General features: G+C 71.2%; 13 protein-coding genes. 5 read left to right on the top strand and 8 right to left on the bottom strand.

What is annotated here, in order from left to right:
* Positions 1 to 38: 38 nt before the first annotated feature.
* The 4 genes from ACWGPF_RS16685 to ACWGPF_RS16670 form a co-directional block, all read right to left on the bottom strand.
* Positions 39 to 2,312: a polyribonucleotide nucleotidyltransferase gene (locus ACWGPF_RS16685; protein WP_452333857.1), complete on the bottom strand. Its 2,274-nt coding sequence runs from the start codon at positions 2,310 to 2,312 to the stop codon at positions 39 to 41.
* A 151-nt stretch (positions 2,313 to 2,463) separates the two neighbouring features.
* Positions 2,464 to 3,387, bottom strand: a complete 924-nt coding sequence (locus tag ACWGPF_RS16680) for a carbohydrate ABC transporter permease (protein ID WP_452333856.1) — start codon at positions 3,385 to 3,387, stop codon at positions 2,464 to 2,466.
* Positions 3,384 to 4,325 carry a carbohydrate ABC transporter permease gene (locus ACWGPF_RS16675; RefSeq protein ID WP_452333855.1) on the bottom strand — a complete coding sequence of 314 codons (942 nt, stop codon included), beginning with the start codon at positions 4,323 to 4,325 and terminating at the stop codon, positions 3,384 to 3,386. The genes ACWGPF_RS16680 and ACWGPF_RS16675 overlap by 4 nt, the downstream gene beginning before the upstream one ends.
* Positions 4,322 to 5,659: an ABC transporter substrate-binding protein gene (locus ACWGPF_RS16670; protein ID WP_452333854.1), complete on the bottom strand. Its 1,338-nt coding sequence runs from the start codon at positions 5,657 to 5,659 to the stop codon at positions 4,322 to 4,324. Before ACWGPF_RS16670 ends, ACWGPF_RS16675 begins: the two co-directional genes overlap by 4 nt.
* A 129-nt stretch (positions 5,660 to 5,788) precedes the next feature.
* Here ACWGPF_RS16670 and ACWGPF_RS16665 point away from each other — a divergent pair, with 129 nt between their 5' ends.
* The 3 genes from ACWGPF_RS16665 to ACWGPF_RS16655 all read left to right on the top strand — a co-directional run bounded on the left by ACWGPF_RS16665 (position 5,789) and on the right by ACWGPF_RS16655 (position 9,093).
* A complete protein-coding gene (locus ACWGPF_RS16665) occupies positions 5,789 to 6,391 on the top strand; it encodes a TetR/AcrR family transcriptional regulator (RefSeq protein ID WP_452333853.1) in 603 nt (200 codons plus the stop codon).
* A gap of 95 nt (positions 6,392 to 6,486) precedes the next feature.
* Entirely contained in the window at positions 6,487 to 8,463 is a 1,977-nt protein-coding gene (locus tag ACWGPF_RS16660; protein ID WP_452333852.1) for a glycosyltransferase, read from the top strand.
* Positions 8,464 to 8,469: 6 nt separating this feature from the next.
* Entirely contained in the window at positions 8,470 to 9,093 is a 624-nt protein-coding gene (locus tag ACWGPF_RS16655) for a DedA family protein (RefSeq protein WP_452333851.1), read from the top strand.
* Positions 9,094 to 9,154: 61 nt separating this feature from the next.
* Here ACWGPF_RS16655 and ACWGPF_RS16650 read toward each other — a convergent pair whose 3' ends face one another.
* Both ACWGPF_RS16650 and ACWGPF_RS16645 read right to left on the bottom strand, forming a co-directional pair.
* Positions 9,155 to 9,796 (bottom strand): CE1759 family FMN reductase, encoded by a 642-nt coding sequence (locus ACWGPF_RS16650; protein ID WP_452333850.1) that lies wholly within the window; start codon positions 9,794 to 9,796, stop codon positions 9,155 to 9,157.
* Positions 9,797 to 9,799: 3 nt separating this feature from the next.
* Positions 9,800 to 11,038: an LLM class flavin-dependent oxidoreductase gene (locus tag ACWGPF_RS16645; RefSeq protein ID WP_452333849.1), complete on the bottom strand. Its 1,239-nt coding sequence runs from the start codon at positions 11,036 to 11,038 to the stop codon at positions 9,800 to 9,802.
* Positions 11,039 to 11,181: 143 nt separating this feature from the next.
* Between ACWGPF_RS16645 and ACWGPF_RS16640 the strand changes: the two genes are divergently transcribed.
* On the top strand, positions 11,182 to 12,318 hold the full coding sequence (locus ACWGPF_RS16640) for an acyltransferase family protein (RefSeq protein WP_452333848.1): 1,137 nt from the start codon (positions 11,182 to 11,184) through the stop codon (positions 12,316 to 12,318).
* A gap of 88 nt (positions 12,319 to 12,406) precedes the next feature.
* On the opposite strand, the gene rpsO is transcribed toward ACWGPF_RS16640, so the two are convergent.
* Positions 12,407 to 12,676: a 30S ribosomal protein S15 gene (rpsO, locus tag ACWGPF_RS16635; protein WP_139890564.1), complete on the bottom strand. Its 270-nt coding sequence runs from the start codon at positions 12,674 to 12,676 to the stop codon at positions 12,407 to 12,409.
* 138 nt (positions 12,677 to 12,814) lie between these two features.
* Between rpsO and ACWGPF_RS16630 the strand changes: the two genes are divergently transcribed.
* Positions 12,815 to 14,116 carry an MFS transporter gene (locus tag ACWGPF_RS16630; RefSeq protein WP_452333847.1) on the top strand — a complete coding sequence of 434 codons (1,302 nt, stop codon included), beginning with the start codon at positions 12,815 to 12,817 and terminating at the stop codon, positions 14,114 to 14,116.
* 50 nt (positions 14,117 to 14,166) lie between these two features.
* On the opposite strand, the gene ACWGPF_RS16625 is transcribed toward ACWGPF_RS16630, so the two are convergent.
* Positions 14,167 to 14,715: a YceI family protein gene (locus tag ACWGPF_RS16625; protein ID WP_452333846.1), complete on the bottom strand. Its 549-nt coding sequence runs from the start codon at positions 14,713 to 14,715 to the stop codon at positions 14,167 to 14,169.
* Positions 14,716 to 14,846 lie beyond the last annotated feature (131 nt).

The following is a 14,846-nucleotide window of genomic DNA, read 5'->3' as shown; positions in this document are numbered from 1 at the left end:
GGTCGCGCATGCGCGACCGGCCCTTCGTGCGGACGGGATCAGACCTCGGCGGGAGCCTCCGCGGGCGCCTCGGCGGAGTCCGACTCCTCGTCGACGATCTCGAGCGACAGCTTGCCGCGGTCGTCGACCTTCGAGATGCGCACGAGGATCTTCTGACCCACGCTGACGACGTCCTCGATCGCCTCGACGCGCTTGCCGCCGTTGAGCTTGCGCAGCTCGGTGACGTGCAGCAGTCCGTCCTTGCCGGGCAGCAGCGAGACGAAGACGCCGAACTTCGCGATGTTGACGGCCGTTCCGAGGAACGTGTCGCCGATCTCGGGGTTCGTCGGGTTCGCGATCGCGTTCACCTGGGCACGCGCGGCCTCGGCCGACGGACCGTCGGTCGCGCCGATGTAGACGGTGCCGTCCTCCTCGATGGAGATCTGCGCGCCGGTCTCGTCCTGGATGGCGTTGATCGTCTTGCCCTTGGGGCCGATGAGCTCGCCGATCTTGTCGACCGGGATCTGCACGCTGATGACGCGCGGGGCCGTGGGGGCCATCTCGTCGGGACCGTCGATGGCCGCGTTCAACACCTCGAGGATGCGCAGACGCGCGTCCTTCGCCTGCGTGAGCGCGCCCGCGAGCACCTCGGAGGGGATGCCGTCGAGCTTCGTGTCCAGCTGGATGGCCGTGACGAACTCGCTCGTTCCGGCGACCTTGAAGTCCATGTCTCCGAGAGCGTCCTCGGCGCCGAGGATGTCGGTCAGCGCGGCGTAGCGCGTCTGGCCGTCGACCTCGTCGGACACGAGACCCATCGCGATGCCCGCGACGGCGGCGCGCAGCGGCACGCCCGCGTTGAGGAGCGACAGGGTCGAGGCGCACACCGAGCCCATCGACGTCGAGCCGTTGGAGCCGAGGGCCTCGGACACCTGACGGATCGCGTAGGGGAACTCCTCGCGGCTCGGGAGCACGGGCGCGAGCGCGCGCTCGGCCAGGAAGCCGTGCCCGATCTCGCGGCGCTTCGGGCTGCCCACGCGGCCGGTCTCGCCGGTCGAGTAGGGCGGGAAGTTGTAGTGGTGCATGTAGCGCTTGCTCGTCGTGGGCGACAGCGAGTCGATCTGCTGCTCCATCTTGAGCATGTTGAGCGTCGTGACACCCATGATCTGCGTCTCGCCGCGCTGGAAGATCGCCGAGCCGTGGACGCGCGGGATGACCTGCACCTCGGCGTCGAGCGGACGGATGTCGGCGAGGCCGCGGCCGTCCATGCGGACGCCCTCCGTGAGGATGCGGCCGCGCACGATCTTCTTCGTGACGGACTTGTACGCCGCCCCGAACTCGAGCGGTGCCGCGGCGGGGAGCTCGCCCGCCTCGACCTTCTCGACGAGGGCGGCCTTGACGCGGGCCTTGACCTCGTCGTCGGCCGACTGGCGCTCCTGCTTGTCGGCGATGAGGTAGACCTTCTCGAGGTCGGCCTGCGCCTGGGCGGCGACGAAGTCGTACGTCTCCTGGCTGTACGCCGGGAAGACGGGGAACTCCAGCGGGGCCTTCGACGACTTCGCGGCCATCTCGGCCTGCGCCGCGACGAGCTGCTTGATGAAGGGCTTGGAGGCCTCCAGGCCCTGCGCGACGATCTCCTCGCTCGGCTTCGTGGCGCCCGACTTGATGAGGTTCCAGCTCGCCTCGGTCGCCTCGGCCTCGACCATCATGATGGCGACGTCCTCGGAGCCGTCGGCGTCCGTGACGACGCGACCGGCGACGACGAGGTCGAACACGGCCGACTCGAGCAGCTCGGCGTTGGGGAACGCGACCCACTGGTCGGCGTTGCCGGCCTGGCCCGGGATGAGCGCGAGGCGCACGCCGGCGATGGGGCCGGAGAACGGCAGCCCGGAGATCTGCGTCGACGCCGACGCCGCGTTGATCGCGAGAGCGTCGTAGAACTCGCCCGGCGCGATCGAGAGCACCGTGACGACGATCTGGATCTCGTTGCGGAGGCCGTCGACGAACGACGGACGCAGCGGACGGTCGATGAGGCGGCACACGAGGATGGCCTCGGTGGAGGGGCGGCCCTCGCGGCGGAAGAACGAGCCGGGGATCTTGCCGGCGGCGTACGAGCGCTCCTCGACGTCGACCGTCAGGGGGAAGAAGTCGAAGCCCTCGCGGGGGTTCTTCGACGCGCTGGTGGCCGAGAGGAGCATCGTCTCCTCATCGAGGTACGCGGCGACGGCGCCCTGCGCCTGCTGCGCGAGACGGCCGGTCTCGAAGCGGATGGTGCGGGTGCCGAAGCGTCCGTTGTCGAGAACGGCCTCGGCTGCGGTGATTTCAGGACCTTCCAAGAGGTCTCTCCTTCTTTGTTTACCCTCGCCCCTCCGTGTGACGGGCGAGTCATGCAGGACGCGAGAAGGCGTCCAGGGCGCGGCGTGACGCCGCGGGTCCGCAGAATGCGGACCGTCCCACCCTATCAGCGCGCCCCACGACGTCCCTGTGCTACTTCACGGAGCCCTCCGTGAGCCCGCCGCGCCAGAACCGCTGGAGGACGATCATGGCGACGGCGAGGGGGATGATCGACAGCAGCACGCCGCCCGTCGTCAGCTCGTAGAACTCGGGCAGCCGGTCGACCTGGCCGCGCCAGTTGTTCAGGCCGAGGGTGATGGGGTACAGGTCCTGGTCGGCGAGCATGACGAGCGGCAGGAAGTAGTTGTTCCAGATGCCGACGAGCTGGAAGAGGAACACCGTCACGAGCGCCGGGGTCAGGATGCGCAGCCCCACCGTGTGGAAGATGCGCAGCTCCCCCGCGCCGTCGAGGCGCGCCGCCTCCATGAGCGAGTCGTCCATCGTCGCGTCCGCGTAGATCCGGCACAGGAACAGCCCGAAGGGCGACACCAGCGAGGGCAGCAGGACGCTCCAGTACGTGTTCGCGAGACCGAGCTGGCTGAACAGGAGGAAGAGCGGCAGCGCCGTCGCCGTCGCCGGCACGAGAACACCGCCGAGGATGGTGCCGAACACCGCGTCCCTCCCGCGGAAGCGGTACTTCGCGAGCGCGTAGCCTCCCGCCGCGGCGAAGTAGGTCGCGAGCACCGCGCCGACGCCGGCGTAGAGGATCGAGTTGAGGAACCACCGCACGAACACCCCGCCGTCGTACGCGAGCACCTGCCCGAGGTTCTCGAAGAGGTGGAAGCTGGGCGCGAACCAGAACCCGAAGGTGGAGAAGAGGTCCTCGGTCGACTTGGTCGCCGCGACGACGACCCAGTACACGGGCACGAGGAAGTAGAGGGCGACGACCACGAGGACGCCCGTCACCACGATCCGCGAGGCGCGCGAGCGCCGGCGGGCGGAAGCCGATCCGCGCGGGTTCACCGCGGCGAGCGTGGACGTGGGCGCGTCGTCGGCGCGCGGGGATGCCGCGGTCATCGGCCGCTCCTGTTCGTGAGACGGAGGAAGAGGAACGACAGGGCGAACGCGGCGAGCGCGATGAGGACGGCCTGCGCCGCCGCCACATTGTCGTCGTTGTACGCGAAAGCGGTCGTGTACGCCGACAGGTTGGGCGTGTACTGCGAGTCGATGGCGGGCGCGACCGTCTTCAGGACGTCGGCTTCGGCGAACAGCTGCAGCGTGCCGATGATGCTGAACACGGTCGTGAGCACGAGGGCCGGAGCGATGAGGGGGAGCTGGATGCTCCGGGCGATCCTCAGCGCGGAGGCCCCGTCGATGCGCGCGGCCTCGTAGAGCTCGGCAGGGATGGCCTTCAACTGCGCGACGATGATGAGCATGTTGTAGCCCACGTACGTCCAGGTGACGATGTTGGCGATCGACCACAGCACGCTGCCCGCGCCCAGGAAGTCGAGGTCCACCCCCATCCAGGAGGCGACGTCGATCACCGGGCTGAGGCCGGGGACGTAGAGGAACGACCACAGGATCGTCGCGATGACGCCCGGGATGCCGTAGGGCATGAAGTACAGCGCGCGGAAGAGGCCGGGCCACATCGCCGAGGCGGACTCCAGCAGGAGCGCGAGGACCGTCGCCGCGGCGATCATGACCGGCACCTGCACCACCCCGAACAGCAGCATCCGGCCGATGGAGGCGAGGAAGTTGCCGTCGGCGAGGGCGAGGGCGTAGTTGTCGAACCATGCGAACGAGGTCGTCACCCCTTCCTCGCCGAACAGCCCCTCCCGCTGCACGCGCGTGAAGCTCGACCCGACGGCGACGAGGATCGGCAGCACGAACGTGAGCGCGAACAGGAGCAGGAACGGCGCGAGGAGCATCCAGGGCGCGCGGGACTGCGCCGCCGAGCGGGCCGCCTGACGGCGCCGCGGCGCGCCCGACGTGACGATCGTGCGCGTCTCGCTCATGATCCCGCCTTCCGGATGCGGAGCCCCTTGTTGCGGAAGACGGACGTGATCTGCGCCTCCGCCTCGCGCACCGACTCGACGAACGTCTGCCCGGACGCCTTCCTGCGGAACCCGTCGGACAGGATGTTGAACGACTGCTGCGTGATGGGCCACCAGACCCAGTCGGGGTTCTGGTCCCGCGCGGCCGGCACGAACACCTCGGTGTTGTAGCTCTGACCGCTGAAGAACTCGGAGGGACGCTCGCGCTGCGCGCCGATGTAGCCGGCGGCCGGCGACCATCCGATGCCGCTGTGCTCGATCATGGCGTCGATGCCCTCCGGCGACGTCGTCATCCAGACCGCGAACTCCATCGCCTCGCGGGGATGGCGGCTGTTCGCGAGCACGGCCGCGGTCGAGCCGCCCTGGTAGCTCGACCCGTAGCCCCGACCCGGCCAGACGGGCATGGGCGCCACGCGCCAGCGCCCCTCCCCGCCCGCGACGCCCTGGATGAGCGCGTCGGCCCAGCTGGCTCCCGTCACGGCCGCGATGCCGCCGTCTGCCGCTGCGGCGAACCATGCCGGCGAGAAGTTGCCGTACGCCGTCGTGACGAGGTCTTCGTCGACGACGCGGTCCCAGAAGTCCGCGACCTCGAGCGTGGCGTCGTCCGCCATGTCGATCTCCCACCCGTCGTCGCCGGCGCGCAGCCACGACGCTCCCGCCTGGGTGGCGTACATCGCGAACACCGAGGCGTCGCCGATCGGGAAGGTGTCGAGGTACGACCCCGCCGCGCGCATCTCGCGGGCGAGTGCGAGCCAGTCGTCCCAGGTCGCGGGCGGCTCTGCTCCGATCTGCTCGAGGGCGGGCTGCTGGTAGTACCACGCCATCGGTCCCGAATCCTGCGGGATGGCGTAGACCCCGTCGCCGAAGCTCACCTGCCCCCAGAGCGTGGGGTCGTACTTCTCCGCGTGCTCGGCTGCGCCGTAGCGGCCGAGATCGACGAGGCCGTCCACGAGCATGAACTCGGGGATGGAGCGCATCTCGACCTGCGCGATGTCGGGGCCGCCGCCCGCGGCGAGCGCGGAGTAGAGCTTCTGGTACCCGCCTGCGTTCCCGCCCGGGATCCAGACGGCCTCGACCTGCACATCGGGGTTCCGGGCGTTCCAGACGTCGGCGACCTTCTGGAGGTCCTTGAGCCAGGCCCAGTACGTGAGCGTGATCGGCCCGCCGGTCGCCGGCGGGATGGTCGGACGGCTGTTGACCGAGGTCGTCCCCGGTGCGGCGCACCCCGCGAGCATCCCGGCCGCGACGGCGCCGAGACCCGCTCCCAGGAGCTGTCTTCGCGTCAGCGCTCCCATGTCCCCTCCACGTCCCTGTGAAGACGCCGCTCCCTCGCGGCGCGCGGTCCGGTCGGTCCGCGTGCCGACGAAGCTAGCACAGAGTTCGAGTGGGTACTCGATATTCGACCCGGGCACTACGCTTCCCGCATGGACGACGCCGTTCCCCCGCGCCGACGGGGCCCGTACGCGCGATCCGCCGAGCGCCGCCGCGCGATCGTGGACGCCGCCCTCGAGGTCTTCGCCGCGAAGGGCTACCTGTCGGGATCCCTGCAGGACATCGCCGACCGCATCGGCGTGTCGCAGACGAGCCTGCTGCACTACTTCCCCCGCAAGCGCGACCTGCTGCTCGCGGTGCTCGCGCACCGCGACGCCGTCGATAAGCCGCCGCCGGGGCTGCCGTGGACCGACTCGGTGCTGGCCCAGGCGGAGCTCAACGCGCATCATCGCGGCCTTCCCGAGCTCTACGCCGTCCTCTGCGGCGAGGCCGTGACCGACGACCATCCGGCGCGCGCCCATTTCTCCGACCGGTTCTCGCAGCTGCGCGCCGAGTACGCCGCGCAGCTGCGGCGCCTGGACGAGGAGGGCCGTCTGCGGCCCGGCGTCGACCCCGCGGTCGCGGCGACGGGCCTCATCGCGCTGTGGGACGGGCTGCAGACCCAGTGGCTGCTCGAACCGAGCGTGGACGTCGTGGGCGGCCTGCGCGCCTACCTCTCCCTCGTCCTGGAGCCGGCCACCGACGCGGACGGCTGACCGGGCCGTGAACGAGCGCGGCCATCCGGTGAACATCGCGCGAACCGCTCGCGAAACCGCCGCCGGGGGTCATCCGGCGGCGTCACCCTGGAGACGTGAGAGTCGCCGTCTTCGCGGAGAGCTTCCTCCCCCACATGAACGGGGTGACGAACTCCGTCCTCCAGGTGCAGCGCCGTCTCGAGGCGCAGGGTCACGAGACCCTCGTCGTCGCCCCGCGGGCGGCAGGTCAGCGACCGGGCCGCGTGGCCGACGGGACCGCGTTCCTCGCCTCCGTCCCGCTCCCCTCGTACCCCGACGTGCGCGTCGCGCTCGCGCCGGCCCGGCGCATCCGGCGGATCCTCGAGGAGTTCCGTCCCGACGTCGTGCATCTCGCGTCTCCCTTCGTGCTCGGTTGGCAGGCGCTGGCCGCGGCGGACGCCCTGCGGATCCCGACGGTCGCCGTCTACCAGACCGACGTCGTCGCCTACACGGAGCGCTACGGCATCCCCGGCGCCGCGACCGCCGCCGCCGCGCACGTCGCCCGCCTCCACCGGCGCGCCACGCTCACGCTCGCGCCCTCCTCGGCCGCCGAGCAGCAGCTCGGCGCGCTCGGCGTCGACCGGCTCGCGCGCTGGGGGCGCGGCGTCGACGCCGCACGGTTCTCGCCCTCGCGGCGCTCGGAGCAATGGCGCCGATCGATCGCGCCCGGCGAGCGGATCGTCGGCTACATGGGTCGTCTCGCACCGGAGAAGCAGGTGGAGGATCTGCGCGCGCTGTGCGGGATCCCCGGTGCGCGCCTCGTCGTCGTGGGCGACGGGCCGGAGCGCGCGCGCCTCGAGCGCGCCCTGCCCGGCGCGGTCTTCACGGGCTTCCTCGGCGGCGACGACCTTGCCGCGGCCCTCGCCAGCTTCGACGTGTTCGTCCATCCGGGCGAGAGCGAGACGTTCTGCCAGACCGTGCAGGAGGCCCTCGCGAGCGGCGTCCCCGTCGTCGCGACGGGAAGGGGCGGTCCCGTCGACCTCGTGCGCAGCAGCGTCGACGGATGGCTCTACCGCCCGGGAGACCTCGCCGACCTGCGGGCGCGCGTGGACGACCTCCTGGGCGACGACGCCAAGCGCCGCTCCTTCGGAGAGGCCGCGCACGCGAGCGTGCAGCACCGCACGTGGGACGCCGTCACGGGGCAGCTCGTCGGGCACTACCGCGAGGCAGGTCGCCTGCGCGCCTACGACGACGCGCTCCTCGTCCGCGGTGCGACGCGCCCGCTCGCGCCCCGGCGCCCTGCCGAGCCGCGCCGGTGGAGCACGTTCGTCGCGCTGGGCGACTCCCTCACGGAGGGCCTGTGCGACTCCTCGCGCATGCGGGAGGGGCTCTACCGCGGCTGGGCCGACCGCCTCGCGTCGCTCCTCGCGCAGGACGCCGACACGCCCTTCCGCTACGCCAACCTCGCCGTGCGCAGCCGCCGCGTGCGCGACCTCGTGACGACGCAGGCGCCGCAGGCGATCGCGCTGCGCCCCGACCTCGTGTCCATCCTCATGGGCGCCAACGACCTCGTCGGCCACGGCGCCGATCCCGTCGCGCTCGCCCGAGAGCTCGAGGGCGTCGTGCGCGACATCCGCGCGACGGGCGCCGACGTGCTTCTCGTCACGCCGTTCCTCCCCCGCAGGCGGGCCGTGATGCTGTTCGCCCGCCGGTTCGCGGCGTTCGCGCACGAGATCCGCCGCATCGCCGCCGAGACGGACTCGCTCCTGCTGGATGTGGAGGCGCTCCCCGAGCTCGGCGACCTCTCGATGTACGCCGAGGACAAGGTGCACCTGCGCTCGCGCGGACACCGTCTGCTCGCCTACCGTGCCGCCGAGGTCGTCGGCATCCCCCACGCCGCAGCCCTCGGCGGGCTGGACGACGCGCTGCACGCCGACGACGACGAGCCGGGTCCCGGCTGGGTGCGCAAGCATGCGCTGCCCTGGATCTGGCGGAGGCTGCGAGGACGGACCGCGGGCGACGGACTCGGGCCCAAGCACGACGCGCTCGTGACGGTGCCGGGGCGGGGCCTGGGCGACGAGAGCCCGCTGCCGGCGCCCCCCGTGGGCGGCTGAGCGGACGTGCTGGACGAGGCGCTCGGCGCGCTCGACCGCGTCGTCGGAGCGCTCGCGGGCGACCCCTGGGCCCTCGCGATCCTGTTCGGCCTCGTCCTCGCCGACGCGTTCCTCGTCGTCGTGCCGGGCGAGATCGCGGTCACCGTGCTCGGCGCGGTCGCCCTGGGGCAGGAGGGGCCTCCCCTGTGGGCCGTCATCGGCGTCGCGGCGGCCGGCGCGTTCGCGGGCGATGCCGCCTGCTATGCGGTCGGACGGCGCTTCCATCCCCGCCGGTGGCGGCTCATGCGCCGCCCGCGCTTCCGGCGCACGCTCGAGTGGGCCGAGCGGAGACTCGAGGGGCATGTCGCGGTCGCCGTCTTCACGGTGCGCTTCATCCCGTTCGCCCGTCTCGTCGTGAACCTCGCCGCGGGCGCCGCCCGCATCCCGGCATCGCGCTACCTGCCGGTCTCAGCGGGCGCTGCGCTCGCATGGGCGGCGTACCAGGCTCTCGTCGGGGCAGCGGTCGGCGCGGTCGTGCCGGGTGGGCCGGTGCCCGCCGTGCTCGTGTCGATCGTCGTGGCGCTCGCACTCGGATGGCTGACCGACGCCGCCGTCTCCCGCTGGGCGCCGCGCGGAGCGGCAGGGCGATGAGACGCAGGAGGCCCCGGTCCTCCCGGACCGGGGCCTCCTGCGGGAGGGCCCTCCCGCGGTCTCAGCGGCCGATGCCGCCCAGCAGCGCCTCGAACGAGCCGCCCTCGCCGAGGTAGCTCTCCGGTGAGAACGGGTCGACCTTCTCGCTCTCACCGCGACCCGCCACGGCGTCGGCGAGCTCGCGGGCTCCGCGGTCGATGCGCTTCTGCAGCGGCGCGACGCGGTCCGCCCCCTGGCCCCAGTCGTCGGAGGCCGCGAAGACGCCCGTCGGCACGGGCTCGGCGTGCAGGTAGGTGAACAGCGGGCGGATGGCGTAGTCGATGGCGAGCGAGTGCCGCGGCGTGCCCGCCGTGGCGCCGAGGAGCACGGGCGTCCCCTCGATCGCGTCACGGTCGAGCACGTCGACGAACGACTTGAACAGCCCGGAGTACGACGTCGAGAAGATCGGCGTGACGGCGATGATCGCGTCGGCCGCCGCCACGGATGCCATGACCTCGGCGAGCGGCTTCGGTGCGAACCCGGTGAGCATGTTGTTCATGATGTCGTGCGCGTAGTCGCGGAGCTCGAAGACCGAGACCTCCGTCTCGACACCGCGTGCGTCGAGGTCGTCGAGCACGGCTCGCGTCAGACGATCGGCGAGGAGCCTGGTCGACGAGGGGTCCGAGATCCCCGCGGAGAGGACGACGAGGCGTCGGGCGGCCATGGGTCAGCGCCCCGTCGCCGCGGCGCCGAACGCCGCACCGGGCTTCGCGGCCTCGACCGCGTCGGTGTCCTGGTAGGGCGACCCGCCCGTGACGTTGTCGCCGCGGTTGGCGTTCGGGCGCGGCTGGCGGGGCTCGGCGTCGCCGTACTTCGCCTTCACGCGGGCGGCGTGGGTCGGCGCATCCGGAACCGACGACGGACGGTTCTGCGCGAGCTCCCTGCGGAGGACCGGCACGACGTCCTGGCCGAGGAAGTCGATCTGCTCGAGCACGGTCTTGAGCGGAAGGCCCGCGTGGTCGGCGAGGAAGAGCTGGCGCTGGTAGTCGCCGAAGGTGTCGCGCATCGCGGCATAGCGGTCGATCACCTGCTGCGGCGAGCCGACCGTGAGCGGCGTCATCTCGGTGAAGTCCTCCATGGCGGGGCCATTGCCGTACACGGGGGCGGCGTCGAAGTAGGGGCGGAACTGCCGCACGGCGTCCTGCGAGCTCTTCGCGATGAACACCTGGCCGCCGAGGCCCACGATCGCCTGCTCCGGCGTGCCGTGACCGTAGTGCGCGTACCGCTGACGGTAGAGGTTGATGAGCCGCTGGTAGTGCTCCTTGGGCCAGAAGATGTTGTTCGCGAAGAAGCCGTCGCCGTAGTAGGCGGCCTGCTCGGCGATCTCGGGCGTGCGGATGGAGCCGTGCCAGACGAACGGCTTGACGTCGTCGAGCGGCCGGGGCGTCGAGGTGAAGCCCTGCAGCGGGGTGCGGAACGCCCCCTCCCAGTCGACGACGTCCTCCGTCCACAGTCGGTGCAGCAGGTTGTAGTTCTCGATCGCGAGCTGCAGGCCCTGGCGGATGTCCTTGCCGAACCAGGGGTAGACGGGGCCGGTGTTGCCGCGCCCCATCATGAGGTCCATCCGACCGCCCGACACGTGCTGCAGCATCGCGTAGTCCTCCGCGATGCGCACGGGGTCGTTGGTCGTGATGAGCGTCGTCGACGTCGAGACGACGAGACGCTCGGTCTGCGCGGCGATCGCGGCGAGGGTCGTCGTGGGCGACGACGAGAAGAAGGGCGGGTTGTGATGCTCGCCGAGCGCGAAGACGTCCAGCCCCGCCTCCTCGGCGTGCTTCGCGATCGTGATGACGTCGCGGATGCGCTCGGCCTCGCTCGGGGTGCGGCCCGTCGTGGGGTCGCGCGTGACGTCGCTGACGGACATGAGACCGAACTGCATCCCTGCCCAGGGGGTCTGGTCGCTCATGGTTTCCTCCCAATCCGACGTCGGTCGCCCGCCCGTCATTTCCATGCGTTTGAATATACCCTGTGCAACGGCGTCGGCGCGAATCTATTCCGCACCGCGTCGATCATCCCCCCGAGCGGCCGGGTGCCGATAGCGTGGGATCGATGACGAGCGAGGCACGGCCGCCGGCGACGGCGTCGACGGAGACGGTCAGGGCGAAGCGGCGCGTGCCGTTCTGGGACAACGCGCGATTCGCCTGCATCGTGCTCGTCGTCCTGGGGCACGCCATCCAGCGCCTCATCTACGACTCCGACATCGCGTACGCCATGTACCTCGCGTTCTACGCGTTCCACATGCCCGCCTTCGCCATCATCTCCGGCTACTTCTCGAAGTCCGATCCGCCGTCGCGGCGGCAGATGGTGCGACTGATGACGGACGTCCTCCTGCCGTACCTCGTCTTCGAGGGCCTCTGGTGGCTGACGAAGCTGCTCGTCGAGGGCCGCGCCGACCCCAACCTCACCGAGCCGTCCTGGACGCTGTGGTTCCTCCTCGCACTCGGGATCTTCCGCCTCGTCCTGCCGTACCTCGCGCTGCTGCGCTGGCCGCTGCTGTGGTCCGTGCTGATCTCCGTCGGCGTCGGCTACCTGCCGAACGTCGACAGCACCTTCTCGCTCTCGCGCACGCTCGGATTCCTGCCGTTCTTCGTGCTGGGATGGTGGCTGCGCGAGCACGACGTCGTCGAGCGCTTCGGCCTGCTTCGGCATCGCCCGTGGTGGCTGTACGCGGCGGCCGTCGCGCTGTTCGCCGTCGACGGATGGCTCGCCTGGAGCGGCATCGACGTGTGGCGCGACATCGAGCTGCGGTACTGGTTCTTCTACGACGACGCCTACACCGACCTGCTCCCCCACCCGGTGTGGTGGGGCGGCGCGATGCGCCTGCTCACGCTCGCGATCGGGCTCGTCCTCTCCGCGGCGTTCTTCGTGCTCGTGCCGCGACGCCGGACGCCGCTCTCCCGGCTCGGGCAGTACACCATGTACGTCTACCTGCTGCACTCCTTCGTGCTGTACCCGTTCCGCGAGTCGGGCGTGCTGCGCGACCTCGAGCCGACCTGGCTGTGGCTGCCGACGGTGTGCGTGCTGTCGGTCGCCGTGACGATCCTGCTCGCCACGCGCCCCGTGCGCTGGCTGACGGGACCGCTCGTCGAACCCCGCGCGCGCTGGCTCTTTCGCGACCCCTCGCTCCTGCCGGGCCGGAGGAACGACCCCACCGGCTCGCGGCGCCCCAAGGCGCCGCCCCGCTGAGCGCTCGGCCTCCCGCCGACGGCGAAGGCCCGCCCCACACCGTGGGACGGGCCTTCGAGAAGACGATTGAACGCCGGTGCGCTCTGCCTTATCGGCGGAGACCGAGACGCTCGATCAGCGAGCGGTAGCGCTCGATGTCGATGTCCTGGAGGTAGCCGAGCAGACGACGACGCTGACCGACGAGCAGGAACAGGCCACGACGCGAGTGGTGGTCGTGCTTGTGCTCCTTGAGGTGCTCGGTGAGGTCCTTGATGCGCTGCGTCAGCAGTGCGACCTGCACCTCGGGGGATCCGGTGTCACCGGGGTGCGTCGCGTACTCTTCGATGATCGCCTTCTTGACGTCTGCTTCCAGTGCCATAGATTCGATCCCCTCTCTGCTCATTGCGCGGTGCCCTGCGCCTTCTGCGCGAGCTCTCTTTATCCGCGGCCGATCGAACGGCAACCACGCGAGTCTACCCCATCCGGCACCCGTCGGCGAGCCGATAGCCTCTCCCGGATGACCTCGCGCGTGCTCCTCGATCTGCGGCCCCTCACGCAGAGCCCGGCCTTCGCCCGCCTCTGGGTCGGCTCGACGCTCGGCGGCCTGGGCGGACAGCTCACCCTCACGGCGGTCATGCTGCACATGTACCACCTGACGGGATCGACGTTCGCGGTGTCGATGATCGCCGTGGCGGGGCTCCTCCCCCTCATCGCCGCCGGGCTCTACGGCGGCATGCTCGCCGACTGGTTCGACCGCCGCGCCGTCGCACTGGTCGCGGCGTCCGCGACGTGGCTCTCGACGGCGCTGCTGGCCGTCCTCGCCTGGACCGGCGCCGTCGATGCCGCATGGCTGTACGCTCTCTCGATCGTCAACGCCGCCGCCAACTCCATCGTGTCGGCGACGAAGATGGCCATCACCCCGCGCCTCGTCGGCGCCGCGCTCATCCCGGCCGCGGCCGCCCTGAACGGCATCACGGTGGGCCTCATGGTGATGGTGGGCCCCGCGCTCGGCGGGCTCCTCGTCGCGCTGTTCGGCTATCCCGTGACCTACACGCTCGACGTCGTCCTCATGCTGTCGCTCTTCCTCGGCCTGTGGACGCTCCCCCGCCTGCGTCCGGAGGGAGCGGCCGTGCGCCCGGGGCTCTCGGCTCTCGCGGACGGATGGCGGTTCCTGCGGCGCGCGCCCAACATCCGCCTGCAGTTCGTGCTCGACATCGTCGCGATGACGTTCGGCAATCCGCTCGCACTGTTCCCCGCCATCGGCGCGGTCGTCCTCGGCGGCGGCGAGATCACGACGGGCCTGCTCGTCGCGGCGAACGCCGTGGGAGCATTCGCGTCGAGCCTGTTCTCCGGCCGGATCTCGGCCTATCGCCGGCACGGGCGGGGCATCGAGCTCGCCATCCGCGCCTTCGGCATCGCCACGACCCTGTTCGGCCTCGTCCTCGTCGCCGCCGCACTCCTGCCCGGCGACGGCGCGGGCCCGCGCGTCGGGTTCATCGCGCTCGCCATGCTGTGCCTCGTGGCGACGGGAGCCGCGGACAACATCAGCTCCATCTACCGCCAGACGATGCTGCAACAGGCGGTCCCCGACGCCATCCGCGGGCGGCTGCAGGGCGTGTTCATCGTCGTCGTGACGGGTGGCCCCCGACTCGGCGCGCTGTACGCGGGGGGTCTCGCGACCCTCGCCGCGGCCGCGCCGGGCGGCGGCACCTGGCTCCCTCCCCTGCTCGGGGGGATGCTCGTGATCGCGATCACGACGGCGCTCGTGCGGCGGGCGCCGCGGTTCCGCGCGTACGACGCGGCCGAGCCCGTCCTGTGAGACGCCGCGAGCCGGCCCGCTCGGGGACCGGCTCGCGGATCGCGCCGGGATCAGGCGGCGAGGGCGCCCTGCAGGTCGAGCGTGATCTTCACGTCCTTGCCGACGAGGACGCCGCCCGTCTCGAGCGCGGCGTTCCACGTGAGGCCGAACTCCTCGCGGTTGATGGTCGTCGTCGCCGTCGCACCCGCCTTGTAGTTGCCCCACGGGTCGGTGCCGAAGCCGCCGAACTCGAGCTCGAACGTCACGGGCTTCGTGACGTCCTTGATCGTGAGGTCGCCGTCGACGAGGAAGTCGCCGCCCTCGTGGCGGACGCCCGTGGACTGGAACGAGATCTTGGGGAACGTCTCGACGTCGAAGAAGTCGCCGGAGCGGAGGTGCTGGTCGCGCCCCTCGTCCTTGGTGTCGAGCGAGGCCGCGTCGGCCGTGGCGGAGACCGTGGCCTCGAGCACGTTCTCGGGGAGGACGATGGTCGCCTCCTTGACGGCGAAGGCGCCGCGCACCTTCGAGATCATCATGTGACGCACCTCGAAGCCGACCTCGCTGTGCGACGGGTCGAGGTTGTAGGTGCCGGGGCGGTAGCCGGGGATGTCGATGGTCATGAGTGCTCCTCGCGTGTCTGGGCCGCAGCGCGCGGCGTCACAGGAGAACAATACCCATTCAGGTGAATATATTCCAGTCGGGGGGATGAACGTCCGGGAAACGCGGGAAGCGCCGCCCGGCGATGCCGGGC

The organism is Microbacterium sp. NPDC055683 (assembly GCF_053617895.1).
Note: the sequence above shows the minus strand (reverse complement) of the source record. Positions and strands in the feature narration are given on the sequence as shown.